The organism is Pseudomonas sp. CC11G, assembly GCF_056174845.1.
In genome coordinates this window covers 96,922-122,456 of the sequence record NZ_JBWBZC010000006.1, presented here as the reverse complement: position 1 = coordinate 122,456, position 25,535 = coordinate 96,922, and the positions used below count along the sequence as shown (strand labels likewise).

23 protein-coding genes, 1 tRNA gene and 5 pseudogenes are annotated in these 25,535 nt (G+C 60.4%); 13 read left to right on the top strand and 16 right to left on the bottom strand.

Annotated elements, in window-relative coordinates:
- Positions 1 to 2 precede the first annotated feature (2 nt).
- Positions 3 to 1,337 carry a DEAD/DEAH box helicase gene (locus AC0V2S_RS10525; protein WP_475509690.1) on the top strand — a complete coding sequence of 445 codons (1,335 nt, stop codon included), beginning with the start codon at positions 3 to 5 and terminating at the stop codon, positions 1,335 to 1,337.
- 140 nt (positions 1,338 to 1,477) lie between these two features.
- Here AC0V2S_RS10525 and AC0V2S_RS10520 read toward each other — a convergent pair whose 3' ends face one another.
- Both AC0V2S_RS10520 and AC0V2S_RS10515 read right to left on the bottom strand, forming a co-directional pair.
- Positions 1,478 to 2,458: a zinc-dependent alcohol dehydrogenase family protein gene (locus AC0V2S_RS10520; protein WP_475509689.1), complete on the bottom strand. Its 981-nt coding sequence runs from the start codon at positions 2,456 to 2,458 to the stop codon at positions 1,478 to 1,480.
- A gap of 110 nt (positions 2,459 to 2,568) precedes the next feature.
- Entirely contained in the window at positions 2,569 to 4,353 is a 1,785-nt protein-coding gene (locus AC0V2S_RS10515; RefSeq protein ID WP_475509688.1) for a S8/S53 family peptidase, read from the bottom strand.
- Between the two features lie 116 nt (positions 4,354 to 4,469).
- Between AC0V2S_RS10515 and AC0V2S_RS10510 the strand changes: the two genes are divergently transcribed.
- Both AC0V2S_RS10510 and AC0V2S_RS10505 read left to right on the top strand, forming a co-directional pair.
- Positions 4,470 to 5,198, top strand: a complete 729-nt coding sequence (locus AC0V2S_RS10510) for a substrate-binding periplasmic protein (RefSeq protein ID WP_475509687.1) — start codon at positions 4,470 to 4,472, stop codon at positions 5,196 to 5,198.
- Between the two features lie 95 nt (positions 5,199 to 5,293).
- Entirely contained in the window at positions 5,294 to 6,439 is a 1,146-nt protein-coding gene (locus AC0V2S_RS10505; protein ID WP_475509686.1) for a PQQ-dependent sugar dehydrogenase, read from the top strand.
- A gap of 6 nt (positions 6,440 to 6,445) precedes the next feature.
- Here AC0V2S_RS10505 and AC0V2S_RS10500 read toward each other — a convergent pair.
- The 3 genes and pseudogenes from AC0V2S_RS10500 to AC0V2S_RS10490 form a co-directional block, all read right to left on the bottom strand.
- A pseudogene (locus AC0V2S_RS10500) lies at positions 6,446 to 8,694 on the bottom strand (LTA synthase family protein).
- A gap of 283 nt (positions 8,695 to 8,977) precedes the next feature.
- Positions 8,978 to 9,166, bottom strand: coding sequence for a hypothetical protein (locus AC0V2S_RS10495; protein ID WP_177411319.1), 189 nt, complete (start codon positions 9,164 to 9,166; stop codon positions 8,978 to 8,980).
- A gap of 179 nt (positions 9,167 to 9,345) precedes the next feature.
- Entirely contained in the window at positions 9,346 to 9,567 is a 222-nt protein-coding gene (locus AC0V2S_RS10490) for a VF530 family protein (protein ID WP_475509685.1), read from the bottom strand.
- A gap of 109 nt (positions 9,568 to 9,676) precedes the next feature.
- On the opposite strand from AC0V2S_RS10490, the pseudogene AC0V2S_RS10485 reads away from it, so the two are divergent.
- The 3 genes and pseudogenes from AC0V2S_RS10485 to AC0V2S_RS10475 all read left to right on the top strand — a co-directional run bounded on the left by AC0V2S_RS10485 (position 9,677) and on the right by AC0V2S_RS10475 (position 11,971).
- A pseudogene (locus AC0V2S_RS10485) lies at positions 9,677 to 10,512 on the top strand (CvfB family protein).
- A 70-nt stretch (positions 10,513 to 10,582) separates the two neighbouring features.
- Positions 10,583 to 10,658 (top strand) — tRNA-Thr (locus tag AC0V2S_RS10480).
- Positions 10,659 to 10,801: 143 nt separating this feature from the next.
- Positions 10,802 to 11,971: a glycosyltransferase gene (locus AC0V2S_RS10475; RefSeq protein WP_475509684.1), complete on the top strand. Its 1,170-nt coding sequence runs from the start codon at positions 10,802 to 10,804 to the stop codon at positions 11,969 to 11,971.
- 23 nt (positions 11,972 to 11,994) lie between these two features.
- On the opposite strand, the gene AC0V2S_RS10470 is transcribed toward AC0V2S_RS10475, so the two are convergent.
- From AC0V2S_RS10470 to AC0V2S_RS10450, 5 genes are all read right to left on the bottom strand, one after another.
- Positions 11,995 to 12,234 (bottom strand): DUF1654 domain-containing protein, encoded by a 240-nt coding sequence (locus AC0V2S_RS10470; protein ID WP_475509683.1) that lies wholly within the window; start codon positions 12,232 to 12,234, stop codon positions 11,995 to 11,997.
- Positions 12,235 to 12,382: 148 nt separating this feature from the next.
- Entirely contained in the window at positions 12,383 to 13,054 is a 672-nt protein-coding gene (locus tag AC0V2S_RS10465) for a nitroreductase (protein ID WP_475509682.1), read from the bottom strand.
- A 258-nt stretch (positions 13,055 to 13,312) separates the two neighbouring features.
- Positions 13,313 to 13,669 carry a hypothetical protein gene (locus tag AC0V2S_RS10460; protein ID WP_475509681.1) on the bottom strand — a complete coding sequence of 119 codons (357 nt, stop codon included), beginning with the start codon at positions 13,667 to 13,669 and terminating at the stop codon, positions 13,313 to 13,315.
- Positions 13,670 to 13,778: 109 nt separating this feature from the next.
- Positions 13,779 to 14,159, bottom strand: a complete 381-nt coding sequence (locus AC0V2S_RS10455) for a hypothetical protein (protein WP_475509680.1) — start codon at positions 14,157 to 14,159, stop codon at positions 13,779 to 13,781.
- A gap of 69 nt (positions 14,160 to 14,228) precedes the next feature.
- On the bottom strand, positions 14,229 to 14,666 hold the full coding sequence (locus AC0V2S_RS10450; RefSeq protein ID WP_475509679.1) for a GNAT family N-acetyltransferase: 438 nt from the start codon (positions 14,664 to 14,666) through the stop codon (positions 14,229 to 14,231).
- Positions 14,667 to 14,805: 139 nt separating this feature from the next.
- Between AC0V2S_RS10450 and AC0V2S_RS10445 the strand changes: the two genes are divergently transcribed.
- Complete coding sequence (locus AC0V2S_RS10445) at positions 14,806 to 15,681, top strand: crotonase/enoyl-CoA hydratase family protein (protein WP_475509678.1); 876 nt, start codon at positions 14,806 to 14,808, stop codon at positions 15,679 to 15,681.
- A gap of 6 nt (positions 15,682 to 15,687) precedes the next feature.
- On the opposite strand, the gene AC0V2S_RS10440 is transcribed toward AC0V2S_RS10445, so the two are convergent.
- Together AC0V2S_RS10440 and AC0V2S_RS10435 are read right to left on the bottom strand one after the other, a co-directional pair.
- Positions 15,688 to 16,473 (bottom strand): TOBE domain-containing protein, encoded by a 786-nt coding sequence (locus tag AC0V2S_RS10440; RefSeq protein ID WP_475509677.1) that lies wholly within the window; start codon positions 16,471 to 16,473, stop codon positions 15,688 to 15,690.
- A 194-nt stretch (positions 16,474 to 16,667) separates the two neighbouring features.
- Positions 16,668 to 18,020, bottom strand: a complete 1,353-nt coding sequence (locus AC0V2S_RS10435) for an OprD family porin (RefSeq protein ID WP_475509676.1) — start codon at positions 18,018 to 18,020, stop codon at positions 16,668 to 16,670.
- A gap of 395 nt (positions 18,021 to 18,415) precedes the next feature.
- On the opposite strand from AC0V2S_RS10435, the gene modA reads away from it, so the two are divergent.
- The 4 genes from modA to AC0V2S_RS10415 are packed head-to-tail and all read left to right on the top strand — an operon-like array spanning position 18,416 to position 21,270.
- The gene (gene modA / locus AC0V2S_RS10430) at positions 18,416 to 19,171 is read left to right on the top strand and encodes a molybdate ABC transporter substrate-binding protein (protein WP_475509675.1); all 756 of its coding nucleotides are present in this window, start codon (positions 18,416 to 18,418) and stop codon (positions 19,169 to 19,171) included.
- Between the two features lie 13 nt (positions 19,172 to 19,184).
- The gene (gene modB / locus AC0V2S_RS10425) at positions 19,185 to 19,871 is read left to right on the top strand and encodes a molybdate ABC transporter permease subunit (protein WP_178086457.1); all 687 of its coding nucleotides are present in this window, start codon (positions 19,185 to 19,187) and stop codon (positions 19,869 to 19,871) included.
- Complete coding sequence (gene modC / locus AC0V2S_RS10420; RefSeq protein ID WP_475509674.1) at positions 19,868 to 20,947, top strand: molybdenum ABC transporter ATP-binding protein; 1,080 nt, start codon at positions 19,868 to 19,870, stop codon at positions 20,945 to 20,947. The genes modB and modC overlap by 4 nt, the downstream gene beginning before the upstream one ends.
- Before the next feature lie 14 nt (positions 20,948 to 20,961).
- Positions 20,962 to 21,270: a hypothetical protein gene (locus tag AC0V2S_RS10415; RefSeq protein ID WP_475509673.1), complete on the top strand. Its 309-nt coding sequence runs from the start codon at positions 20,962 to 20,964 to the stop codon at positions 21,268 to 21,270.
- Here AC0V2S_RS10415 and AC0V2S_RS10410 read toward each other — a convergent pair.
- The 4 genes and pseudogenes from AC0V2S_RS10410 to AC0V2S_RS10395 form a co-directional block, all read right to left on the bottom strand.
- Positions 21,252 to 21,671: a DUF3010 family protein gene (locus AC0V2S_RS10410; RefSeq protein WP_475509672.1), complete on the bottom strand. Its 420-nt coding sequence runs from the start codon at positions 21,669 to 21,671 to the stop codon at positions 21,252 to 21,254. The genes AC0V2S_RS10415 and AC0V2S_RS10410 overlap by 19 nt on opposite strands.
- Positions 21,672 to 21,967: 296 nt before the next feature.
- Positions 21,968 to 22,129 carry a hypothetical protein gene (locus AC0V2S_RS10405; RefSeq protein WP_475509855.1) on the bottom strand — a complete coding sequence of 54 codons (162 nt, stop codon included), beginning with the start codon at positions 22,127 to 22,129 and terminating at the stop codon, positions 21,968 to 21,970.
- A pseudogene (locus AC0V2S_RS10400) lies at positions 22,105 to 22,388 on the bottom strand (YebC/PmpR family DNA-binding transcriptional regulator). The gene AC0V2S_RS10405 and the pseudogene AC0V2S_RS10400 overlap by 25 nt, the downstream one beginning before the upstream one ends.
- Positions 22,378 to 22,530: a hypothetical protein gene (locus tag AC0V2S_RS10395; protein WP_475509671.1), complete on the bottom strand. Its 153-nt coding sequence runs from the start codon at positions 22,528 to 22,530 to the stop codon at positions 22,378 to 22,380. Before AC0V2S_RS10395 ends, AC0V2S_RS10400 begins: the two are co-directional and overlap by 11 nt.
- A 403-nt stretch (positions 22,531 to 22,933) precedes the next feature.
- On the opposite strand from AC0V2S_RS10395, the pseudogene AC0V2S_RS10390 reads away from it, so the two are divergent.
- Both AC0V2S_RS10390 and AC0V2S_RS10385 read left to right on the top strand, forming a co-directional pair.
- A pseudogene (locus tag AC0V2S_RS10390) lies at positions 22,934 to 23,724 on the top strand (PP2C family protein-serine/threonine phosphatase).
- Between the two features lie 142 nt (positions 23,725 to 23,866).
- Positions 23,867 to 25,499 (top strand): annotated as a pseudogene (locus AC0V2S_RS10385) (serine/threonine-protein kinase).
- The last annotated feature ends 36 nt before the right edge of the window (positions 25,500 to 25,535 follow it).

Genomic DNA, 25,535 nt, shown 5'->3' with positions numbered 1-25,535 from the left:
CCGTGTTTTCCCAATTCGCCCTGCATGAACGCCTGCTTAAAGCCGTGGCCGAGCTGAAGTTTGTCGAGCCCACCCCGGTACAAGTCGCGGCCATTCCGCCGGCGCTGGAAGGGAAAGACCTGCGGGTTACCGCGCAAACCGGCAGCGGCAAAACCGCGGCCTTCGTGCTGCCAATGCTCAATCGCCTGATGGGCGACGCCAAGCCTCGCGTGGTGATCCGCGCCCTGATTCTGCTGCCCACCCGCGAGCTGGCCCAGCAAACCTTGAAAGAGGTGGAGCGCTTCTCGCAGTTCACCTTTATCAAATCCGGCCTGATCACCGGCGGTGAAGACTTCAAAGTACAAGCTGCCATGCTGCGCAAGGTGCCGGACATTCTGATCGGCACCCCGGGCCGTCTGCTGGAGCAACTGAACGCCGGCAACCTCGACCTCAAGGCCGTGGAAGTGCTGGTGCTGGACGAAGCCGACCGCATGCTCGACATGGGTTTTGCCGAAGACGTGCAACGTCTGGCCGGCGAATGCAAAGGCGCGCACCAGACCATGCTGTTCTCCGCCACCAGCGGCGGCAACGGCCTGCGCGAGATGGTCAATTCGGTGCTTAAGGATCCGCTGCACCTGCAGCTCAACGCCGTTAGCCAACTGAGCGATGGCGTGCGTCAGCAGATCATCACTGCTGACCATAACCAGCACAAAGAGCAGCTGGTGTATTGGTTGCTGGCCAACGAGACCTACCAGAAAGCCATTATCTTCACCAACACCCGCGTGGCGGCCGACCGCCTCTACGGCCGCTTGGTAGCCGCTGAACACAAGGTGTTCGTGCTGCACGGCGAGAAGGACCAGAAAGACCGCAAACTGGCCATCGACCGCCTGAAACAGGGCGGGGTGAAAATCCTCGTCGCGACCGACGTCGCGGCCCGTGGCCTGGACGTGGACGGCCTGGACCTGGTGATCAACTACGACATGCCGCGCAGCGGCGATGAATACGTACACCGCATCGGCCGTACGGGCCGCGCCGGTAACGAAGGCCTGGCAATTTCGCTGATTTGCCATGGCGACTGGAACCTGATGTCCAGCGTCGAGCGCTATCTGAAGCAGAGCTTCGAGCGGCGCGTGGTCAAGGAATTGAAAGGCACCTACGGCGGCCCAAAAAAGGTCAAAGCCTCGGGCAAAGCAGTCGGCGTGAAGAAGAAAAAGACCGACAAGAAAGGCGACAAGAAAGCCGTGGCCAAGTCGCCAACCAAACGCAAAACCGCCAACAAGCCGAAGAGCTCGCTGGTGAGCGGCGATGGTATGGCGCCGTTGAAGCGTAAGAAGCCGGAAGCGCCAGCGGCGGAGTAATTTCGCACCCCACCGTCATCCCCGCGCAGGCGGGGATCCAGAGTGGTTCAGGAGTACGGTGTTCGTCGCGATATTCTGGATCCCCGCCTGCGCGGGATGACAGGTGTCTTTGCATCATCTTGCGTACGGAGGTGATGGGCTTAGTTCGGCACGATCAAAATCTTGCCTTCACGCTCGCCGCCCGCTGCCGCACCAACTGCTTCTTTGATCTGGCTAACGTCATACGTCGCAGCAATTCGGGTTTTCAGTTTGCCGCTGGCAATCAGCTGCACCAACTCCCCAAACACCTTGCCTTGCTCAGCCTGACTGGCCGCGCGAAACCATTTCGCCAGCCAGAAGCCTTTCAGCGTCACGTCGCGAAACACGATGGCTGACGGCGAAACCTGGCACGGCTCGCCGCTCATCATCCCGTAGTTCACCACGGTGCCGCCTTCACCCAGGCAGGCAGCCAGGTGGTCGGTAGCCGCGCCGCCAACGGCGTCGATCGCCAGGCGGATGGTGGCGCTGCCGGTGGCTTCGCGTACACGTTTGGCGAGGTCCGGGCCGTCTACCAGCACCACGTCGCCGCCGTCTTGCTGAGTAGCGGCAATGGCCGAGTCACGGCGTACCACGTTGACGGTTTTAAAGCCGCGCAGCTTGGCCAGTTGCATCAGGTAGCTGCCGACGCCGGAGTTGGCGGCGTTCTGAATGACCCATTCGCCGGGCTGCAGATCGACGAATTGGCTTAGCAGCAAGGACGCGGTTGGCGGGTTGACGGTGAGCATTGCCAGTTGCTGCGGGTCGGCGTCGGGCAGGGGAATCAGCTTGCTGGCGTCGGTGTTCAAGTGGGTGACCCAGGTGCCGCAGCCCACCGGCAGCAACACGGTCTGGCCGACCTTGAGGGCGGTAACGTCCGGGCCCAGTTCCTCAACTTTGCCCACGCCCTCGTTGCCGCCAATGGCGGGCAGTGGCGGCAGCATGCCGTACTGGCCGGTGAGGGTGAGCACGTCGGACGGGTTGATCGGCGCGGCCAGTACTTTGATGCGTACCTGGCCGGCGGTCAGGGCCGGCAGTTGCAGGTCGACGGCTTCGATCACGTCTTGCGGCACCGGGCCGCGGGTTTGGTACTGGGCTTTAAGCATGCTGATCTTCCTGGCAGTTGAACGAAGCGAGAAGTGTAGGGCGAATACGCCGTCGGCGTATCCGCCGCGCGGTTCTGTGTATGGGCGGATATGCGTGCAGCGTATCCGCGCTACCTCACCCGATCACGACTCTCCACTGCCAGGTCGAGCGCCTTTTGCATATCCAGCCGGGCCGAGCGACCGACGTCTTTGTTGTTTAAATCGTAGTTGCGTTCGGAGGGCAGAATCGGGGCCGTCAGGTCTTCGGCGTCGGCCGGCTCGAAGTCGAAGTTCTCGCCGATGGTCATGGCGCTGCGGCGCAGCAGCATGCGCACTTGCTCGGGGTGCAAGTCGGGGTTGATGGACAGCACGGCGGCGATGATGCCGGTCACCATCGGCGTGGCGTACGAGGTGCCGCAGTGGGCATCGCCCGCGGCATCGGCCCGCACGGTGGAGGCGTGGGCGCAGGCGGCGGCGGTGATATCGACGCGCATATCGCTGTTTGAAGAGCTGCGTTTGACCACGTACGCCGGGTCATCCACAGCCACGTCCTGGCGTTCGCTGCGCTGATGGCCGCCGACCACAAACAACTGGTCGGTAATAAAGGAGGAGGGCAGGCGGTATTCATCGGCACCGGAGTAGGAAGAACCGTTGCCGGCCGAGTTCACCACGATCACATCCGGGTGCTTGGCGCGCAGCCAGAGGAAAAACTCTTCGAGCAACTCTTCATAGCCATTCATGGCAAGGCCCGAGCGCACCAGCGAATCGATTTCATCGCCCTGGATATTTTTGGCCCCGACCCGGTGAATGCCCCAGCTCCAGTTCAGCACCCGCACGCCGTCTTCCACCAGGTTTACCGAGGCGGCGATATTGGCGGTAATGCCGGCGTCGGAGTTGCGTTCCACAATCACCTCAAAACCTGGCCCGGCGCCGTCCAGGCCACGGAGAAAACCGGTGTTGCCGCCTTTGTCCCAGCGCGCGGCGAGAATGCCGGCTACCGTGGTGCCGTGGCCGTCGGGCTTGCTGGCATCGCGGGCGTAAACGCGGGTGTGGGGTTTGCCGTCGATGCGTGGAGCGGCGCCGAGGTAGTCGCTGAAGTCAGCGGTGTCGAAGTCGACATTGCGTTCGATCACGCCAATGCGGATCGGCGTGGTCGGCACCGGCTTGTGCACAGAAGGAATGCGCCGCTGGTAGTAATTCACGGCATCGAGAAAACGGTTGGCCGCCCATTCATCCCCGCTGGGTTTTTCCTCGGGGGCTTGTTTGCCGGCGGCCAGGACGTTGCTGCCTTCGCCTTCTTCGGCGCCGGACTCTTCAATAACCACGGCATCGACATTCACTTCGGTGCCCAGGCGCAACACCAGCGCATCGCGCTCCAGCAGATTGGTGGCTGGCAGGCGCAGTTGATAGGTGTTGAGCGGAGGTATCGCCCCGACCACCTCTGCACCGTATTTTTTCGCCAGTTGCCGCGACGTGCTCAGGCCGTCGGCGTTCTCTTCGATGATCAGGCTGACCAGGTTGGTATAGGTGGTCAGACCGTCCATGTTCTTCGCCACTTCATCGGGCTTGGCCGCCAGTACATGGCTGCTATTGAGCGAAAGCCACACCGGGTTGCTGGCCTGGCCTTCCTGCTCCAGCCAGATCGGGGCGCTTTTTTGGGTGCTGGGGTCCAGCTGCAGACGTAACTGCTGGCCATCGCGTTGGATGGATTTTGCTGCTAACGGCTGGCTGCCGAGGAGCACCCGCACCGCACTCGGTTGCAGGCCCTGGGCATTGAGGCAGTAATTCAACGGACCGCCCGCCAGCAGATCGCCGCAGCGCTGCAGGTGTACCAGCCGCAACGGTTCGGCGGCCACGCTGGGCAGGGCCGTGGCTAACAGCACAAGGGCGAAGCTGGCGAGAGAAATGACAGGCATCAATGTGCTCCAGGCAGGCAAGTAGCTGTGTGACGCTGCCCATCGCGCATTGGTTCAGCCCAACGCTGGTACGGCGGCTATGCTGGAGTAACGCGTCCACAGACCAAGGAGGTGGCATGTTCCGCTTGCTCTACGCCTTGGCGCTGTTCTGGCTGCTGAGCCTGCCGGTGGCGGCCGATCCGTTTCGCATTGGCTTTGGCACCAATAAGCCGCCGTATGTATTCGAGACCGAACGCACGGGGCTGGAGTACGAAATCGTGCAGGCGGCGCTGCGCAGTGCGGGGTATGAGATGCAGCCATACTTCGCGCCGATGGAGCGTCTGCATATGATGCTCGGGCGCGGCGAAATCGACTGCATTGCCACCACCAACGAGCTGAGCGGCGTGGCGGCGTATTACTCGGACGTTTACATCTACTACCACAACGCGGTGGCGGCGCTGGCCTCGCGCAATCTGCAAATTCATACGCTGAGCGACCTGCGTAAGTATTCGGTCAGCGCCTTCCAGCGCGCGCGTTTTCTGCTCGGGCCGGAATATGCCGCCGCCGTAAACAACCTCCCCAATTACCGTGAAGAAGCCCAGCAGGTGACGCGTAATCGCCTGCTGTACAGCGGGCGGATCGACGTGATCGTGGGCGACCCCAAGGTGGTTCGTTACTTCAACCGCGATGTGCTCGACGTGGTGGATATCACTCAGCCGCTGACCTGGTACCCGCTGTTTCCCCCCACGCCATACAAGGTGGGTTTTCGTTTTCAGATTCAGCGCGACCAATTCAACCTGGGCCTGGCCGCCATTCGCCGCAATGGTGAGTACGAAGCCATCGAGCGCAAGTACGCAGACTATTAGGCGCTGCTCGTAGTTTCCCGTTGCAATTGCACCCAGCCGCGCAGGCATTTTTTTGCCAGTCTTTCGCCCTACTCGAATTCAGACGCGCAGGTGTGATGATGCTGTACAGAGCGTTGGCAGTAATCGGTTTATCGGTCGCCGGCGGTTGGACAATGGCCCAGGCCGAGGAGAACTTTCAGCAACCCAGCGAGCGCGGCACCTTGCAGGTGGACTACTTGGTGAATGACCTGCAGCACCCCTGGGGCATGGCCTTTTTACCCGACGGCCAGGTGCTGATCAGCGAGCGGCCCGGTCAACTGCGGTTGGTGGCCAGCGACTTCAGTTCCACTAGCACGGTGAGCGGAACACCCGCAGTTTTCAGCCATGGCCAGGGCGGCTTGCTGGATGTGGCGGTGTCGCCGAACTTTGCCGAAGACCGTTGGGTGTACCTGGCATTCGCCGAAGCCGGTGATGACGAGCTGGCCGGTACGGCGGTGGGGCGCGGCAAGCTGTCGGCGGATAACACTCAGCTGGACGACTTTCAGGTGATTTTCCGCCAGGCGCCGAAGTTATCCACCGGCAATCATTTCGGCTCGCGCCTGGTGTTCGATGGCCAGGGCCATCTGTTTATTACCCTCGGCGAAAACTACCAGCGCATGGCCGCGCAGGACCTCGGCAAGCTGCAAGGCAAAGTGGTGCGCCTGAATGCTGATGGCAGCATTCCCGAGGACAACCCGTTTGTGGGCAAGTCTGGTGCGCGGGGTGAGGTTTGGTCGTACGGGCACCGCAATGCCCAGGGCGCGGCGCTGAATCCCTGGACCAATACGCTGTGGGTGCACGAACATGGGCCACGTGGCGGCGATGAAATCAATATTCCTCAGGCGGGCAAAAGCTACGGCTGGCCGCTGGCGACCCATGGTGTGGATTACACCTTGCTGCCCATCAAGGAGGCCAAGGGCAAGACCGCTCCGGGCACCGAGCCGCCGCATTTTGTCTGGGAGAAATCACCGGCCATTAGCGGTATGGCGTTCTATAACGCCGAGCGTTTTGCCGGCTGGCAGCACAACCTGTTTATCGGCGCGCTGGCCGACCAGTCGCTGATTCGCCTGGAGCTCAACGGCAATGAGGTGGTGCATGAGGAACGCTTGCTCAGTGGCAAGCTGGGGCGCATTCGGGACGTGCGCCAAGGGCCGGATGGTTATTTGTATCTGTTGACCGACCAGGCCGCCGGCAGTTTGGTGCGCGTTGGCCTGGTTGAATAAGCGCCGCTAGAGGTCGACCTGCTCGGCGCTGGGTTCTTCGCTGTCTTCGGTTTCGATTTGGGCACTTTCCTGGGTTTTTTCCAGGTCGAGCAAGTCCGGTGGCAGCAGCGGTTGGGTGACCACACTGAAGTCGGTGATCTCGATGGCGCCGCGGCCTTCGCCCAGCAGGTGGAAGGAGAAGGCTTTGCGGGTTTCCAGGTTGTCGAAGCCAAAGCTGACCTTGAGGGTTTGCCCGGGCTTGAGGTCTGGCAGCGCGGGAATCAGGCCGGCTACATCGCGGTCGAACTCCTTGGTTTTCAGCAGCAGCTTGGCCCCTTGCTTGGCCATGCGCACGGCACGAATGGTCAGGGTGACCTTGGTGTGGGTGCCTTGCGGCAACTCCAGGTACTGGGCGCCGATCAGGTTGTCGGCCCAGTCGTCCTTGGCGATGGCTTTCAGGCTGATGCGCTCGTTATTGGCGAACTGGTATTGCTGGCCGATTTCGCCGTTGCTCAATGACTGGTCGAGCAGCGCCGCACGCTGACTGATCAACCGCGCCTGCTTGCTACCGTCACGGCCCAGGTACTTGGCCTGGTCGGCAATAAACCCTTCGCTGGCATAGCGCCGGCAGATCTGCTGGAAGTCGCATTCGGTAAAGGTGCCCTTGCCGTCGTGCTGGCGCAGCAGGCCATTGGTGTACGACATGATTTCGCGGCCGGTGCTGTAGTCGCGAAACAGCGAGCGGCCGGAGAGGTTGGGCGGCACCTGGAAGTCGAAGTAGTCGAGCACCGAGGCGGTGAGGTCGACATGACCGTACACACCGCTTTTCAGTTTCGGCAGGCTGCTTTGTTCGGGTGCCAGAATCAGGTTGAAACCCCAGGCCGAGGCCAGACGGACGTCGTCGATGCCGTGGGATTCATCGGACGTGACGATGACCAGGGTGTCTTTCAGTACGCCTTGCTGCTCAAGGCTGGCGAGGAAGTCGGCGACGGCGTCGTCCAGATAACCGATGGCTGCCTGCTTGTCGGTGGGGTAGCGGTCCAGATAGTCCTGCGGGGCGGAGTAGGGCTGGTGCGTGCCGACCGTGAGCAGGGTGAGCATCCAGGGCTTTTTCGACTGGCGCAGTTCGCTTACTTGTTTCAGCGCGCCCTCGAAGTAGGCCTTGTCGTCCATGCCCCAGGGGAATTCCAGGTACGGCTTGTTTTTGAACCAGTTGCGGCCCAGGGTTTGCTCAAAACCCATGTGCGGCATGATTTTGTCTTTGGCCATAAAACGCAGGCCGGCGCCTTGCAGAAAGGTGGTGCGAAAGCCTTGGTCGCGCAGTTGTGCCGGCAGGCATTGCAGGTTGCGGGTGGTGCTGTTGAGCAGCTCCAGGCCTTTGGGCGTGCCGCTGTCGAGCTTGCTGTAGTCGCCGCAGAGCATGGCGTACAGGCCGCGAATGGTCTGGTGGCTATGCAGGACGTAATCCGGGGTATTCATGCCGCGTTCGGCCCATTGGCTCAGGCGCGGCATCAGGTCTTGCTGGTAGCTGCTGTGCAGCGCCTGGCGGTCGGCGGCGATATAGGCGCCGGGAATGCCTTCGAGTGTCACGATCAATACGTTCTTCGCCTGGCCTTTGCCGGCGAAGAGCTTGGTGCCATTCAGGTCGAGTTGGCTGAGGCCGGCGATATCGGGCTTGGTGTCGGGGGCGTCGTCGTCCAGCCAGGCTTCCAGGCGCAGTTGCCCGGTATTGAAGGCTTCGGCCAGCAGCTTGTGCGGTAGGTTGAACTGCTTCCACTGCACCGCTTCACTGGGTGCGAGGTACTGGCCGCTGGCGTGCAGGGCTGCGAAACCCAGGGGCAGGGCGAAGGTGTAGAGCGGCAAGTACACGGCCTTGTCCCGGCGCCGAACCAACAGGTTGGCCAGCAAACCGAGGGCCAGGCCGACGGCCAGCAGCGGGTAGGTCAGGCCGCCGCCTTGGGTGGAGTGGCCGACAAATTGTGGGTCGGTGAGGTATTGCAGATCGCTGACTTCCGGCATGCGCCCCACAGCGCCCACCAATTCAGCGGTGCTCAGGGTGAACAGGCTCCATGCCAGCAGCACCGGCAATGTCAGCCAGAGCGGGCGGTTGTGCAGGAGCAATAGAAGGAGCGAGCCGATAGCCAGGTCCGACAAATAGCCGAAGCCATTCGACCAACCGAGAAAAGGCGAGCGAGTAACGGCACAGCGAGCAAGAGAAAACCGCGGGCGATCACTGAATAAGCCGGGTGCTGCAGCCAGTGGCTGTAAATGCGCACAGGAGCTCCTGAGATAAGGCAGAGAGAATCCGAGCCAGTCGACGAGTAAAAGGAGCGACCTAAGGCGGTGTGACACGATTCTGAAACAACTCTGTGCTAGAGGCCAGAAGCTTGTTTGCAGCGAGCAAGGGAATGTGTGAGTAGCCATGTAGTTGCCGGGCTTATCACGACTATTTGCAGAAGATGGATGCGGGGTGAAGCGGGGGGCGTTTACTACAGCTGTTCGAGCGCTTTATTCAGTACGGCAAAATCAAGCGCTTGGAACAGCAGCAATAGAGGGGTCTTACTTTTTACCGAGGGTGATGTGACGCGATGGGGCGAACACCTGACCGCTAACACCTTTTGGAATTTCCTGGATCTGGCCGCCGGCCTTCAGGAAAGCCGACACTGCATCGTCGATCGAGCTGTGGGTTTCAACGGCTGGAGGGGCTTTTTTCTTCATTTCGGATGCTTTAACGCGCATGGCGGCCATTTAACCTGTCAACAGTAATTTGGCCAGGCATTGTACACAAAATGAGCGTCCCTGGCCCGGCTATTAATGCTTGATATGGCGACGTACAGGCCGAGGGTGTTTTGCGCAAAGCTCGGGTAAGCGCTTGTTAAGCCTTGAGAAGCTGGATATTCCGCGAGTTTGACGGTGTTCGCCGTCGGTCAGCGCAGTTTGGTACGCAGGTACAGAGCTTCGACTTTTTCTCTGGCCCACGGGGTTTTGCGCAGAAATTTCAGACTGGATTTCACGCTAGGCTCACTCTGAAAACAGCGAATGGCGATAAGTTGCCCGAGCTTTTCCCAGCCGTAGTGCGCTTCGAGCGCAGTGACAATGGCTTCCAGGGTGACGCCGTGAAGGGCGTTGCTGTTGTGTTCGCTGGTCATGGGCGGCTCATCGGCAGAGTAAGCGCGGGATTATCCGGGTTTGCCGTTCGGCCGTCACTTGCCTACGCGCATCGGGTAGAATGCCGGCCACGCAACGAGGGCAGTGCACATGGCTTTGATTGGACGTTTCAACAGTTTGCAGGTGGTTAAACACACCAACTTCGGTCTTTATCTGGACGGCGGCGCCGACGGCGAAATTCTGTTGCCCAACCGCTATATCCCAAAAGACACGCCAAGCGAAGTCGAAGACTGGTTAAACGTTTTCATCTACCTCGACAGCGACGACAAACTGATCGCCACCAACGAAAGCCCAAAGTGCAGGTGGGCGAATTCGCCAGTTTGAAGGTCAAGGAAGTCAACAGCATCGGTATCTTCCTCGATTGGGGTCTGTCCAAAGACCTGCTGCTGCCGTACTCCGAAGAAAAGCGCACCTTGCAGGCCGGTGACTATTGCGTGGTGCACGTGTACCTCGACAAACACACCCGCCGCATCACCGCCACTGCGCGCCTGGACCGTTATCTGGACAATGCGCCAGCCAACTACAAGGTCGGTGAGGCTGTTGACCTGCTGGTGGCCGAGTCCACCGACATGGGCTTCAAAGCCATCATCAACAACCAGCACTGGGGCCTGATCCACAAGAACGAAGCGTTCAAGTTCCTGCGCCCCGGCAAGCAGGAAAAAGGCTTTATCAAAGAGATCCGCCCGGACGGCAAACTCAGCCTGAGCCTGCAGCCGGTCGGTAAAGAAGCCGCCACCGGCCTGCACGAGCAAATTCTGACCAAGCTGCGTGAAAGCGGCGGCACCCTGGCCGTGAGCGACAAAAGCCCGCCGGAAACCATCTCTGCCTTGTTCGGCGTCAGCAAAGGCAACTTCAAAAAAGCCATCGGTGCCCTGTACAAGCAAGGCGAGCTGGTTATTCACGCCGACCGCATCGAACTGCCCTGACGGTCGGCAGCGCGTTACGACCAGCGTTAGCTATAGTCGTCAGCGCTGTTTCAGAGTGTCCCTGGCGCGCGCCGTTGTAGCTCAGTCGGTAGAGCATCTGCCTCGTAAGCAGGAGGTCGGAGGTTCGATTCCTCTCAACGGCACCAAGTTGTGCCTGGCGTCCCTGAAAAGCCGCACAAATGAACCAATGTCCATAGGTTGAAACCCTCGCACTAGGGCCGCCGCCCTTTATTTCGGGCGGTCTCCGACTGATGGCGGATTGATACTAACTGCCTTCATTGGTACCCTCGTGCTGCTGCGTTTCACGCACAGGGATATCGAGATGAGTGCTCTTCCAATTGCATTTGTTCTGCTAGCACACGGATTTGGTGCCTCCAGTTGGAACAGTCGTTTCCGCGCCGGAAAAATTATTGGCTTGAACGAAGAGTATGCCTACGGCTACCACCATGCCGTGAAGGACGGCTTTGACGTTCGTTATTCCGAAGATCAGTCCGAAGGGATAATCGGCAAATTATGGCGCTACGTGGTGCGCGTTCTGCTCGGTTTTGATTTCGTGCATGCCTGGCGCAATCGCAAAGCATTTTTCGCGGCCGACGTGGTGTGGACGCATACCGAAAGCATGAGCCTGGCGGCAGCGCTGCTCTGCCGGTTACACCCACGAAAAACGCCGCCCAAGTTACTGCTGCAATCGGTTTGGCTCTGCGATCAGTGGGACCAGCTCTCCACCCCAAGGCGCCGCCTTTACACCGCGCTCCTTTCCAGGGCCGATATTCTTACCTTCCTGTCGCCTCTCAATACCGAGAAAGCACGAGAGATATTTCCCGGCAAGCGCTGCGAATTCGTTCGCTTCGGCATCCACTCCTCTCGCCCCCAACCGCCCAGAGCCCCGCGAAGCCAGAGACCGTTGCAACTGCTCTCGCTCGGTAACGACCGCCATCGGGATTGGACGACCTTGGTGGACGCCGTGCGGGACCAGCAAGACTGCAACCTGGTCATTGTTTCCGGCACGGCCCCGAGGAGCTTGGTCAGCGACAAGGCCAATTGCCAAATAACCACACCCACACAGAACAGTGAGTTGAACGCGCTGTTCGAAGCCGCCGATATCATCGTGGTGCCGCTCAGCGAGAACTTGCATGCCTCGGGTATCACGGTGGTCGAGGAGGCCATTGTCAAAGGCTGTCCGCTGATCGTCACGGACGTGGGCGGCCTACGTGGGTATTTCGATGACGACGACGTTTGGTACGTCGAGCCGCACGATCCGCTGGCGTTGCGCGACGTCATTCGCCAGGTCGCCAGCGACCCGCAGACTGCGTTGGCCAAGGTCGTCTCGGCGCAGGAAAAGCTAAGGCTCAACGGTTTGAATTCGGTCGCTTACGCCGCAGAACATGCGCGGCTGAGCCGGCAACTGCTGGGTTTGCCAGCTATTCACGAGTCCGCGAACCACCCAGAGCCTGCCTGAGCAGCCTTACGCGGTTAATCGCTTCAATCGTCCTGCGGCACCACCCAGAACAGATGCACGCCACCGTCGTCGCGATAGGCGATGGTGACATTGTCGGTTTCGCCGATCTCTGCCAGCACTTGTGCCCAGTCGTCTTCCGATTCATCTGGCGCCTTGTATAACAAGGCTGTTTTGGCTTTCTGCGCGGCCGGGGAATTGATGATCTTCTGCAGGCGAGTGGCGAGCAGTTCGTATTGGCTGGGCTGGCGTGCGGCGGCGGTCATTCAGCGGAATCCTTTTTACTGTTCGTATATACAGTATTCTAGATCGTGAAATTTACCGCTGTCGAGTGTCCGTTCATGGTTTTTCCAACCAAGGCGTTTTTAGCGCTAACGCCGGGGTCGGGCACACGTTAGTGGCGACTGGCGTTAGTCAGAATCCCTGGAATCGAGCGAATTCCTCAACTTCAGCCCGTTCCGACCGCAGCTGGTTTACCGCCGCCTCGCGGTCCGGATAGCCCAGTGCCATGCCGCAATACACCACCTCGTTGTCCGCCAGGCCGAAGTGACGGTGCAGGCTGTCACGCGCCATGCCCCAGGCTTCCTGCATGCAGGTGCCCAGGCCGCGCTCTTCGGCAAGCAGTGCCAGGGACTGCATAAACATGCCGACATGCGCCCATTGGCCGTTGCCCATTTCCTTGTCGATAACGAAGAACAGGCCTACCGGCGCGCCGAAGAATTGGTAATTACGAGACATCCACTTCAGCCGCGCGCCTTTGTCTTCACGGGGTATGCCAAGCAGGGCATACATGTCTTCGCCAATCTTGTAGCGCCGCGCACGGTAGGGGTCTTGCAGGCCTTCGGGGTAGATCGGGTAGTCGCCCACTTCACCCTTGGGGTTGCGCATCAATGCTTCTACAGCCAGGCGCTCCAGCGCGGTTTTTTCCGCCCCAGCCACCGCAATTACTTTCCAGGGCTGCAAGTTGCCGCCCGACGGCGACCAGCGTGCATCTTCGAGCAGGGCGTGGACGGTGGCGGCGTCCACGGGCGTATCGAGAAAGGCGCGGGTGGAGATGCGTTTTTTCAGGGTGTCGGCTATGGACATGGGCGAATTTCCTGGTCGGCACTGCATTGTTTTTTTGATAAGCCTGGCCGTTGTTCTAAGGGCTCGGCTGGGCAAAAGCAATGAGTTCGTTGCGACGCAGTAAAAACGCCAGGCAACAAAAAGCCCGCGTCAGGGCGGGCTGTTTGTTTGATAGGGCTGATCCTTCAGCTGCCGGGAATGATGCCCTGCAATTGTGATGATTTCATTAAGCCCATGGAGCAGGCGAAAAAAAGCCCACCAATGCGGTGGGCTTTTTCGTTACCAGCGACCGTCGTGACGGCCATAGCCGTAACCCCGAGGCCGGTAATACACCGGCCGAGGGGGTGGTGGCGCGTAGTAACGGGGGCCGTAATAGCGCGGCGCTTCCACCACTACCGGCTGGTAGTAAACCGGTTGGGCATACACCGGCTGTGGCGGCGGGTAGTAAGCGACTGGCGGGGGTGGCGGGGCCTGGACGTAAACCGGGGCGCGCTGTGAGGCAACGACTGCGCCGCCTACCACTGCACCAACCACTGCACCGAGCACAAAAGGTCCACCGTCGCCACCGTGGGCGGAGGCCTGGCCGGCAAGGGCGAGGCTGCCGAGCAACAGCGCAATTTTGGGCAGACTTAACATGATGGTCTCCTGATGCCCGGTGAGTTGATTCCGGGTTATCTGTAAGACGCGCGATACAGAGTGAAGTGCCCAAACAGCGTGTAAAGGTTATGTAAGGGCAAAGCTGGCTTTAGGCCTGCACAAACTCGGCGAAGCGCACGCCGGTCCCAGTGGGGCGAACGTCCTGAAACAGTGAGTCGCAGTCGGCAGACAGTTCAATGCTCACCGTGGAGTTGCGGCTACCTTTATTGCGGGTGACCAGTCCGTCTTCGTGGGTACGCAGATACAAGGTCGGTACACGCAGGTGATGCAGTTCATCGGTGACGTGGTTGTGCATGAGCAGGTGCACCCATTCGTACTGGCCGATTTTCAGGCGCCCGACCGGAATGTCGAACCACCAGATGTTCTTGTTCAGGTTGATGGTCGCAAAGTGCGTGTTGTTGACGCCGAGCACTGCGCCACCGAGTTGTTGGTTACGGCGGGCAATGGCGGTTTTTTTGTCGATTTTCATGCTGTTCCTGACACGCAAACGAGGTGGGGCGGGCGGCGGCCTGGGCGGCGCCGGCGCGTAGTGTAGCAGTCAGGCGGGGCTGGCCAAAGGTTGGCCATCGCGGTGCAGGGCAATCAGGGCTTTGCTGCGTTGGTAGCGCACAAGACGCTCAGCCAGTGACGGCGGCAAGTGCTCGGCCTCGGCAAACCCCAATCGAGCATAGAAACCGGCCAGGTCGGGATGGCAGAACAACCACACCGGTGCCGCTACCTGTGCACAGGCCCGTGTAACCAAGCGGCTGGCGATCTGCTGCTGGCGAAATGTCGGCGCGACAAACAGGCTCGTGAGCCAAAAGCCGCTGTCGGCCGCTAGCGGGCGCAAGCACAGTGCGGCCACGATCTCGCCCGTTTTCGCGACCCACAGTTGGTCGTCCGCGCCGGCGCGCATGGAGGACTGGTGAGCGCGGTAAAACTTGTTCAGCAAAGGCCGCATGACGGCAGGCAGCGCGTCGAAGTGAAGGTCGGGCATAGGTGTTCTGAGGTGAAAAACGCGGCCATTAAATCATTTACCGCACCAGCGTTGGCACATTCGCCCTACTAATCGGCGGGGCGCTGGCGGCCGCGCTAGGCATGATAGGAACCCCAACGGTTTTTGCCAGGAGCGGCCCATGTCCTACAACACCCTCAGCTATCAGGTGAGCGAGCAGATTCTGACCCTCACCCTGAATCGTCCCGAGCAGATGAATGCGTTCACCGTGGAAATGGCGCACGAGTTGATCGATGCCTTCAACCGCGCCAGCGACGATGACGAAGTGCGCGCCATTGTCGTGACCGGTGCCGGCAAGGCGTTTTGCGCGGGCATGGACCTGTCGGTGGGCGGCAACGTGTTTGGTTTGGATGAAAGCCAGCAGCCGACCTTGCAAGACATGCAGGACCGCCTCGACGACCCAGCCATTCGCGACGGCGTGCGCGATACCGGCGGGCGCGTGACCCTGGCGATTTTCGACTGCAAGAAGCCGGTGATTGCCGCCATCAACGGCGCGGCGGTGGGCATTGGCGCCAGCATGACCTGCGCCATGGACATCCGCCTGGCCTCGGAAAATGCGCGCATCGGCTTTGTGTTCAACAAGATCGGCATCGTGCCGGAAGCCTGTTCCAGCTGGTTTTTGCCGCGCATTGTGGGCATTTCCCAGGCGCTGGAGTGGGTGTACAGCGGCGATATTCTCAAGCCGCAAGAGGCGCTTGCGGGGCGCTTTGTAAAAGCCGTGGTGCCGGCCGACCAGCTGCTGGAAGAGGCCTACAAGATTGCCCGGCGCATCACCCAGTTCAACCCGGTGGCCATCGCCCTCACGCGGCAGATGATGTACCGCAATGCCGCGCAGAATCACCCGTTGGAAGCGCACAAGGTCGATTCGCTGGGCATGTTCTACACCAGCATCGAAGGCGGCAAGGAAGGCGTGCAGGCGTTTCTCGACAAGCGCCCGGCCGACTACAGCGCGCAATCAGCCAATGCAATGCCGAGCTTCTATCCGTGGTGGAAGTAGGGGGCTTTAAAAGCGCCCGAGGATCATATGGGCGGCCTTGACCAGGGCCGCGACCGGCTTGCCCGGCGTCAGGTCCAGGCCATCGGCCTGGGCGTTGCTCAGCACGGCCACCAGCGTGGCGCCGCCGGTTAACTCCATGCTTACTTCGGTTTCCGCCGAGCCGCGAGTTACCTGGCGCACTTCACCGCGCAGCAGGTTGTCGCTGGATTCCTCGCTTCGATAATCGACGGGCACCAATTGCACCCATGACGCTTTCAGCAACGCATGCATTGCCACGCCAGTTTGGAGTTGCAAGCGGGCGGTGCTGTCGTGGGTGATGGAGGCGGTTAGTCGGTCGCCGGTATTGAGCTGGAATTCCACCAGGTCGTTTACCTCGCCGTTTTGAATCGCAACCACGGTGCCGAACAGCAGGTTGCGCGCGCTGGTTTTCATCCGCAGGCGTTCCATGAATTCCAGCAGGGTGGACACATCCTCGTCGTCGCCCAGACGTTGCAGAAACCGCGCGTGCTCCTGTTGATAACGTTGGTAGCTGGCGATGAGCGCGTGGCCGGCGTCGGTCAGTTGCGTGCCGCCGCCGCCTTTGCCGCCGGCGCTGCGTTGCACCAAGGGGCTGCCGGAGGCGCCGTTCATGGCGTCGATGGAGTCCCAGGCGAATTTGTAGCTGATGCCCACGGCCTTGGCGGCCTGGCTGATCGAGCCGGTGGAGTCGATGGCGCGCAGCAGCGCGATACGACCTTCGCCGGCGACGTCATTGCCGTTGTGGGTAATCCAGAATTGGCCTTCGAGTTTCATGGGCTGTGCGTCAGTTTTTTTAATTTGGCGGCGATCTTAGCATCAGATCAAAAGCATCGAGGCTGAAGCCTCTCCTACAAGGAAATGCGGTCCAGGGTGGGAGAGGCTTTAGCCTCGATTGGATTGATGCGGTGACGAAAAAAAGCCGGGCGCTGGGCCCGGCAAATACCTACCGTCCTGAAGCGTGCAGGTTGTTACATGAGGGGCAGGGTGTAGCTGACGATCAGGCGGTTTTCGTCCTGGTCGGCAGTGCTGGTGTTGCCTCGCAGGCTGGCGTTACGCCAGGTGAAACCGAGGCCTTTGAGGGCGCCGTCCTGCAGGGTGTAGTCGATGCGAAAGTCGCGTTCCCACTCTTTGGCGTCGCCGCCGGCGGCATTGATGTTGTTGCCGCTCAAGTAGGTGATCACGGTTTTCAGGCCCGGTACGCCAACGCTGGCGAAGTCGTAGCCGTATTCGGCCAGCCAGGTTTGCTCGCCGGCCGCGAGGAATTTGCCGATCTGGCGGTCGGTGATCAGGTACGCGGTGGAGCCGTCACCCTGGTTGAGGAAGGGGAAGGCGCTGTCGCCCGACACTTCCTGGTAACCGGCGCTCAGCGCATGGCCACCGAGGGTGTAGGTGAACATCGCGCTCCAGGTCTGGTTGTCGACTTCATAGCGGTGCGGGTCCGCCGCGCCCGATGCCCAGTAGCCGCTGCTGCGATAGCCTTCGGCACGGCCGGACGTGCTGCTGTTTTTGCCGTCGGAATCGCTGAGGAAGTAGCGCAGGTCAGACTTCAACACGCCCGGGCCAATGCCCCAGTTGTGGGTCAGGCCGAAGAAATGCTGGGTGTAGAAGTCTTCCAGGTTGCCGTAGTAGTACTGCGCGGTCAGGTCCTTGGTGATTTTGTAGTCACCACCGGCGTAATAGAACTTGTTGGAATCGGAGATTGGTGTGTCTGGTGACGTACCGTTTGGACGGGTGGCGCCGGCGATACGCAGACCAACATCGTCGGTCGAGCTACGGGTTTTGGTGTGCTCCAGTTGGCCGGCGACCACGGTGAGGCCGTCGATTTCGTTGGTGGTTACCTGGCCGCCTTCAAACAGTTGCGGAAGCAAGCGCCCGTCGTTGAAGGTCACCACTGGCAGTTTTGGCTGCAAGGTCCCCAGGCGGGCTTCGGTTTTCGAGATGCGCAGCTTGGCCGTGGCGCCGGCCTTGCCGTAGCTGTCGGTGGCGCTGCCGTCGCTTTCCAGCGGGAATAGTTGGCCGGGCGTGCGGCTGCGGTCGGCTTTGGTGTTGGTGCCGCCGGAGTCCAGCTTGATGCCCGCCAGGCCTACAACATCCACGCCAAACCCAACGGTGCCCTGGGTGAAACCCGAGGTGTAATTGAAGAGGAAGCCTTGGCCCCATTCATGGGCAGACGGCAAGTTGTCGCCGTTCTTCTGGTTGAGGTCGTAGTAGAAATTACGCAGGCCCAGGGTGGCCTTGCTGTCTTCGACGAAACCGGCAGCGCCGGCTTGCTGGGCGAGCACGCCGCAAATAACGGCGAGCGCGAGGGGCGATTTGTTCACAGTCTTGCTCCACAAAAGCATGTTGTTATTGAGTGAGTCCTGCTGCTGCCTGTGCGGCTTCGCTATGTTTGTTTGTATATAGCGATTGCGAGAAAACCCCGTAGAATCGGCGTTTCAAGCCAAGTCCTTGGCGTTAGGCTGCTTCACAAACACAGTGGACGGCGTGCATAACGCCAAAACTTGACTTTAAAGTCAAATATTTTCAAGATGCGGCCCATCGTCGATCGGGGCAAAAAACACGGTCGGTTTCGGTTAGTTCCAGGTCGGATTCCACGCAAATGCACCGGCAGTGTCTCGTCGTGCTATTCGCTGTCACCCTAGGCGCTATATATTCCGGAACACAGCGAAAGCACCGAATACCTCATCGCATCAAAACCAAAAACAAGGAGTTGTCCATGATTCATCGTATGTCTCGCCTGGTTGTCGCCTTATCCGCCACGTTCGCACTGAGCGGTGCCTTTGCTGATGAAGTGCAGGTGGCGGTAGCTGCCAACTTCACCGCGCCGATCCAAGCCCTGGCCGCCGATTTCGAGAAAGACACCGGCCACAAACTGGTCGCCTCCTACGGCGCTACCGGCCAGTTCTATACCCAGATCAAAAACGGCGCGCCGTTCGAAGTGTTCCTGGCGGCCGACGACACCACGCCGGCCAAGCTGGAAAGCGAAGGCGAAACCGTCAAAGGCTCGCGCTTCACCTACGCCATCGGCTCTCTGGCGCTGTGGTCGGCCAAAGAAGGTTATGTAGACGACAAAGGTGAAGTGCTGAAGAAAAACGCCTTCCAACACCTGGCCATCGCCAACCCGAAAGCCGCGCCGTACGGCCTGGCCGCCACACAAGTGCTCGAAAAACTGGGCCTGACCGCTGCCGTGCAGCCGAAAATTGTTGAGGGCCAGAACATCACCCAGGCCCTGCAATTTATCTCCACCGGTAACGCGGAATTGGGTTTTGTCGCGCTGTCTCAGGTGTACAAAGACGGCAAGATCACCAGCGGTTCCGCCTGGTTGGTGCCAGCCTCCCTGCACGAGCCGATCAAGCAGGACGCCGTCATTCTGAACAAAGGCAAAGACAGCGCCGCTGCCAAAGCCCTGGTGGAATACCTGCACGGTGCCAAGGCCGCTGCTGTGATTAAATCCTACGGTTATCAACTCTAAGCTCTGAGGAACGTTGGCGATGTCATTGACCAGCGCTGATTTCGCTGCGATCTGGTTGACCCTGCAATTGGCATCGCTCACCACCGTGCTCTTGCTGGTCATCGGTACGCCCATTGCCTGGTGGCTGGCGCGTACCCGTTCCCGGCTCAAGGGCCCGGTGGCGGCCGTGGTGGCATTGCCGCTGGTGCTGCCGCCGACGGTGATCGGTTTCTACTTGTTGATCACCCTCGGCCCCCACGGGTTTATCGGCCAAATCACCCAGAGCCTCGGCCTGGGTATTTTGCCGTTCAGCTTTGCCGGCCTGGTGGTCGGTTCGGTGTTCTACTCGATGCCCTTTGTGGTGCAGCCGATTCAGAACGCTTTCGAGGCCATCGGCGAACGGCCGTTGGAAGTGGCGGCGACGTTGCGCGCCAGCCCCCTCGACACCTTTTTCAGCGTGGCCCTGCCCATGGCGCGGCCAGGCTTTTTAACTGCTGCGATTCTCGGCTTCGCCCACACTATTGGTGAGTTCGGCGTGGTGCTGATGATCGGCGGCAATATTCCGGACAAAACCCGCGTGGTCTCGGTGCAAATCTTCGATCACGTCGAGGCCATGGAATACGCCCAGGCCCATTGGCTGGCCGGCGGCATGCTGGTGTTCTCGTTCGTCATCTTGCTGGTGTTGCAGGCTAAAGGCCGCACCAAGGCGGTGGTGAGATGATCGAAGCACGTTTCAAAGTCGACTATTCAGGCTTTAGCCTGGACGTTGATTTGCAAGTTCCCGGCCGCGGCGTCACCGCCTTGTTCGGCGAATCCGGCTCCGGAAAAACCACCTGCCTACGCTGCGTGGCAGGGCTGGAGCGCGCCAGCCATGGCTACCTGCGAGTGAACGGCGAGCTGTGGCAAGACAGCGCCGATGGCTTTTTTCTGCCTGCTCACCAACGCGCGTTGGGCTATGTTTTTCAGGAAGCCAGCCTGTTCGCCCACCTGTCGGTGCGGCGTAACCTGGAGTTCGGTTTCAAGCGTATTGGCGGTTCGGCGCAGCGGGTAAAGCTGGCCCAGGCTGTCGAATTGCTGGGTATCGAACATTTGCTGGAGCGCATGCCCGAGCACTTGTCCGGCGGCGAGCGCCAGCGTGTCGGCATTGCCCGCGCCTTGCTCACCAGCCCGAAGCTGCTGCTGATGGACGAGCCACTGGCCGCGCTGGACCACAAACGCAAAAACGAAATTTTGCCGTACCTCGAACGCCTGCACGACGAATTGGATATTCCGGTGCTGTACGTCAGCCATGCTCCCGCCGAAGTGGCGCGGCTGGCCGACCACCTGGTATTGCTCGACCAAGGCCGCGCCTTGGCCAGCGGCCCGGTGGGCGAACTGCTGGCGCGGCTGGACCTGCCCATGGCCCAAAGCGATGACGCCGGCGTGGTGGTGCAAGCCCAAGTGTGCGACTACAACGAGGACTATCAACTGCTGAGCCTCGGTTTCGCTGAAAGCGAACTGCGTATTCAGGTGGCCCATGCGCCGTTGCCCGTCGGCAAACAGATGCGCTTCAAGGTGCAGGCCCGCGATGTCAGCCTGGCCCTGCAAAAGCCGGCACACAGCAGCATTCTCAATGTGTTGCCGGTAACGGTGGTGGCCGAGGTGGCTGCAGAAAATAGCGCCCATGTGCTGGTGCAGTTGGATATGCGAGGCACGCCGCTTCTGGCGCGGATCACGCGTTTTTCCCGGGATCAGCTTGAATTGAAAGTCGGCCAGGCACTGTGGGCGCAAGTGAAGTCGGTTGCGGTGCTGGCGTAAAAACGGAGAGCGCAATGCTGGAAAATCTCGACACCTGCCGCGCATTGGAAGAACAACTCTGCGCCGGCCAACACTGGCCGCCAGAGCTACGCGCTGCGCTGCATGAGTTGCTGGAAAAAATCACCCTGGCCGGGCATGAAATCAACCTGCTCAGCCTGGGCCTGTTTCTCGCTGAATTTGTGCCGCGCCATAGCCTGGACCGCGCCGAAGAATGGCAGGAGCGGGCGGCGAAACGCTGGTTCAGCCATAGCAAGCCGCTGCTGATCGAGCGTCTGGCGGATTTTTTCATTGGTGCCGATGCGGCCTACAGCAGGCCTTCGTAAGCCAGGTCGTAGGCTTTGCCTAGGTCGATGGTGGTCGGTTTCTGCGCTTTGCTGTCGCCGGCCTTGCGGTCAGTGGCCTTCATGGTCGCCGGGTGAGCGAAGTCCACCGGGATCAGCGCACTGGCCAACACCACGCCTTCCAATACAAACGTACCCGCGCCGCCTGCACCCTGGCCGGCCGTAGCGCGGCGATTGAGCATCAACTTCTCGACCTTGTTGGCGGTGCAAAAGCTGCTCAGCGCCCGCACAAATGCGGCCACATCTTCTTGCGTTGGGTTTTTCGGCACGGCCAGCTTGTTGAATTTTTCCGCCACCAGGCTGTGGCTGGCGCGCGTGCCAGCGAGCGTCACGATACGCGCCTCATTGGCCTTCAACAGCAGGCCAGCGACTACGCCACTCAACGTTTGCCCATCGAGCGACGGGTGCCATTCGGCGCGCGGCCCGGCTTCTTGTCGTGGTTGGACTTGTCCATGGGCTTGTAGCCCAGCTGGGATTTGTCCTGGGCGCCTTTGGCAAAGCGGAAAACGGAAAGCTGAAACCGGCTTTCTTTTCTTGAGTGTCGGTGGTGGCGTCCACTTCGCTCGGTTGTTCAGGCTGGTCGGGCGAAGGTGTTGGGGTGGTCATTGGAGGAGTCCGGGGAGGTAATAAAGGAAGAGGGCAGGGCACCGCGGCGATAACCGCGATGCCCTTGGCGGTATCAGCCCGACAGCCCGACGTACACGTTCTGTACGTCGTCATGGTTATCCAGGGCTTCAAGGAGGCTTCGACTTCTTCCATCTGCGCCTCGGTCAGCGAGGTCACCGGTTCTTCGGGCGGTAGCCCAGGCTCGCCGAGTTACGGTAAAGCCGTGGTCGGGCAGGGCGCGACTGACGGCGTCGAGGTCGGTAGGTTCGGTAATAAACAGGGTGGCGCCTTCTTCGGCGGCTCAAAGTCTTGAGCGCCGGCTTCGATAGCGGCTTCTTCCGGGTCGGCAGCGCCTTCGGGGCTGGCTTCAATCAGGCCGACGTGGTCGAAATCCCAAGTTACGGAACCCGAAGCGCCCATCTGCCCTTGCGGAACAGCACGCGAATTTCGGCGACGGTGCGGTTGATGTTGTCGGTCAGGCACTCAATGATCACCGGCACCTGGTGCGGCGCGAAGCCTTCGTAGGTGGCGTGGTGGAACGTCACGGGTGTCGCCCAACAGGCCGGCGCCTTTCTTGATGGCGCGTTCCAGGGTGTCTTTAGGCATCGACGCCTTTTTCGACTGGTGGATGGCCAAACGCAGCTTGGGGTTGAGGTCCGGGTCGGCGCCGTACGGGCGGCGATCATGATTTCCTTAACCAAGCGGCCAAAAATCTTGCCTCTGGCGTTGGCGGCGGCTTCTTTAGGTTTGGCTTTCCACTGTGCGCCCATTGCTGGCTCTCTTGCTCTGACGGGAAGTAAGGCTCGTGGCGCGGGCTACAGGGCCGGTGAAGGGCCGTAAAACCAGGGCGACGAAATAAGGTTGCCGATTTTAGTCGGTCTGCCTCCGGCTGGCACCCCCTCAATCGAGTTGCCTGTCGCACGGCAAGTCTCGACTGTTTAAACACTTTTGCGTAAAAGCGATGACAGGGCTGTAGCACGGTCGCATCATTCAGCGTCCTTTTTCCTACAACCCATATCGAATCGGTCCTGCATCGCTTATGCCCACTCCTTTTGCTCCAGTCTCCCTTGGCTATGCCGCACTCTCGGTCAGTGGCCGGGTGCGTACGCACAACGAAGATGCGGTGCTTTGCTGCCCGGCACTGAACCTGTGGGCCGTGGCCGACGGCATGGCGTCACCAGCGTGGCGAAGTGGCCAGCGCCCTGGCCCTGGATACCTTGCTCGAAGCCGTGCAACTGGGTGAACCCTTGAGCATGCGGCCCACAGCGCCAATGCGGCGATCATTGCTGCCGGCGAGCACGACGCCGATTCCGCCGGCATGGGCACCACCCTGGTGGCGGCCAGGTTCAGCGGCGCAGTTCGAGTTGGCCTGGGTCGGCGACAGCCGCGCCTATCGCGTCAGCGGGCAGGGCATTGAGCAGGTCAGCCGCGACCACAGCCTGGTGCAGGAACTGGTCGACAGCGGCCAACTGAATCAGGACGAAGCGCGCCACCACCCACGGCGCAACGTAGTCACCCGCTGCCTCGGCCAACCGGAGTTTGACCCTGGAAGTCAGCGTGGTACGCGGCACCCTGGCGCCGGGCGAGTTATTGCTGCTGTGCAGTGACGGCCTGACAGGCGAGGTGCGCGATGAGCAGATTCAGCAGCTGTGCGCCAACGCCAGCACCCTGGACGAATTGGTGGAGCAACTGATTGCCAGCGCCAACCAGGCTGGTGGGCGGGACAATATCTCCTGCATCGTGATCGGCCTCGCAGTCGTGGAACAAATTGGTGCGAATAAGCGCCCACAGAGTTTTCTCAGGAAACTTTTGAATCTAGGAAAACTCTGACAATTTGTTGGAAAATGCGCGCAATCTCGGAGAATCTTCTCTGGGTGCATTCCAGATTCAACGGGCGGCACTGCCGACGTTCCTCTCGCCCCCTGACCTAGAGCCTGCGGGCTGATAACTACAAGATGCGTAGCACCCTCTTATGAATGACAGCTTGCTAGAAATTCCGGGTTACCTCGTGCATGGCCGTTTGGGCCGAGGCGGTATGGCGGAGGTTTACCTGGCTACCCAGGAGTCGTTGCATCGCCAGGTGGCGATCAAGGTGCTGCTCACCAACGACGACGAAGCCTTCAGCAAGCGCTTTATCAAAGAGGGGCACATCGTTGCCTCGCTGCATCACCCGTCGATCATCACCATCCACGACATCGACCAGCTCCCCGATGGCCGCTATTACCTGGCCATGGAGTTTGTCGCCGGCGGCGACCTAGCGCAGCACAAAGGCGAAGTGTTCGAACCCCAGCGTGCACTGAGCATCGTCCGCCAGATCGCCAGCGGCCTTGCTGTAGTGCACGACAAAGGCATGGTGCACCGCGATATCAAGCCGGCCAATATCCTGTTCCGCGCCGATGGCACGGCGGTGATTACCGACTTCGGCATCGCCAAGGAAGTGGACCTCAACAGCGAACTCACCCACTTCAATGTCGCCGTCGGCAGCCCGGCTTACAGCAGCCCTGAACAAGCCCAATGCGAACCGCTGGATGCGCGCAGCGATATCTACAGCCTCGGCGTGCTGCTGCTGGAGATGCTCACCGGCAATAACCCCTACAAGGGCGCCAGCTACACCCAGACGGTGATGAACCATGTGCAGCTCGACGTGCCGGAGTTGCCCGACAAGCTGCGCCAGTACCAACACCTGCTAAACCGCATGCTGGCCAAAGACCCGCAAGACCGTTTCGCCGACTGCCATGTGCTGCTAGCCAGCCTGGCCGAACTGAATGAGCAAGACCTCGACCACACGCGTCTGGCCCCGGTAGTGCAGCTCAAAACCAAGAAAAACCCCAGCGCGTGGCCCAACTGGTGCCGAACAAAGCACCAGCGGAAAAGGCGCCGAAAGCCCAGCAAGGCAAATCCAAACTGTGGATTGCGGCCCTCGCGTTGGTGTTGATCATCGGCGGCGCCGGCGTAGGCGGGTACTACTACCTGCAACAGCAGAAAATCACCGAGCTCCTGACTCAGGGCGAACTGAGCCTGAACGAAGGCAGCTGGTCGACCCGCCAGAACACAACGCCGACTACTTCTACCGCCAGGTGCTGTTGATCGACAAGAACAACGACGAGGCTCTGGATGGGTTGCAACGCGTGCTGCAAGCACGTATCGCCAACAGCCTGAACCTGGCGCAGAAAGCCGCCAGCGAAGACAAGCTGCTGCAGCCAGAAGGCAACAATGCGGTGTTTTACTACCAGCAGGTGCTGGGCTGGTCGCCGGGTAACGACCAGGCGTTGACCGGTCTGCAAGCCGTGGCCGACCGTTTTCTCGACCTGAGCGAAGTGGCCTACGAGAAGCTGCAGTTCGACCAGGCCCTGCAACTGGTGAAAAGCGGCCTGGAAGCCCAGCCGGACAACGAAAAACTGCTGAAAAGCCTGAATGACCACGACGAACGCGTGCGCAAAACCCAGGCTGCCATTGCCGCGCGCGCTGCGGCGAAGAAGAAAGCCGCCTCCGCAGCAGCCGTTGTACCCGTACGCAATACCGCCCCCAGCAGTGCCTCGGCAGCCCCTGTCGATGAAAAAAATCCGAATGTAGTCAAACGCTTGTGGAATAAACTCTTCAACTAGTGGCAAAGTGATACTTCACTTGTGCGGGGCCTTTGC

Coding starts and splice junctions, on each gene's coding strand:
- AC0V2S_RS10510 (WP_475509687.1), top strand. CDS start 4,470: ATGTTCCGCTTGCTCTACGCCTTGGCGCTGTTCTGGCTGCTGAGCCTG.
- modC (WP_475509674.1), top strand. CDS start 19,868: ATGATCGAAGCACGTTTCAAAGTCGACTATTCAGGCTTTAGCCTGGAC.
- AC0V2S_RS10520 (WP_475509689.1), bottom strand. CDS start 2,458: ATGCTTAAAGCCCAGTACCAAACCCGCGGCCCGGTGCCGCAAGACGTG.
- AC0V2S_RS10495 (WP_177411319.1), bottom strand. CDS start 9,166: ATGGCCGCCATGCGCGTTAAAGCATCCGAAATGAAGAAAAAAGCCCCT.
- AC0V2S_RS10505 (WP_475509686.1), top strand. CDS start 5,294: ATGATGCTGTACAGAGCGTTGGCAGTAATCGGTTTATCGGTCGCCGGC.
- AC0V2S_RS10445 (WP_475509678.1), top strand. CDS start 14,806: ATGTCCTACAACACCCTCAGCTATCAGGTGAGCGAGCAGATTCTGACC.
- AC0V2S_RS10490 (WP_475509685.1), bottom strand. CDS start 9,567: ATGACCAGCGAACACAACAGCAACGCCCTTCACGGCGTCACCCTGGAA.
- AC0V2S_RS10515 (WP_475509688.1), bottom strand. CDS start 4,353: ATGCCTGTCATTTCTCTCGCCAGCTTCGCCCTTGTGCTGTTAGCCACG.
- AC0V2S_RS10415 (WP_475509673.1), top strand. CDS start 20,962: ATGCTGGAAAATCTCGACACCTGCCGCGCATTGGAAGAACAACTCTGC.
- AC0V2S_RS10450 (WP_475509679.1), bottom strand. CDS start 14,666: ATGCCCGACCTTCACTTCGACGCGCTGCCTGCCGTCATGCGGCCTTTG.
- AC0V2S_RS10440 (WP_475509677.1), bottom strand. CDS start 16,473: ATGAAACTCGAAGGCCAATTCTGGATTACCCACAACGGCAATGACGTC.
- AC0V2S_RS10460 (WP_475509681.1), bottom strand. CDS start 13,669: ATGTTAAGTCTGCCCAAAATTGCGCTGTTGCTCGGCAGCCTCGCCCTT.
- AC0V2S_RS10470 (WP_475509683.1), bottom strand. CDS start 12,234: ATGACCGCCGCCGCACGCCAGCCCAGCCAATACGAACTGCTCGCCACT.
- AC0V2S_RS10455 (WP_475509680.1), bottom strand. CDS start 14,159: ATGAAAATCGACAAAAAAACCGCCATTGCCCGCCGTAACCAACAACTC.
- modA (WP_475509675.1), top strand. CDS start 18,416: ATGATTCATCGTATGTCTCGCCTGGTTGTCGCCTTATCCGCCACGTTC.
- AC0V2S_RS10465 (WP_475509682.1), bottom strand. CDS start 13,054: ATGTCCATAGCCGACACCCTGAAAAAACGCATCTCCACCCGCGCCTTT.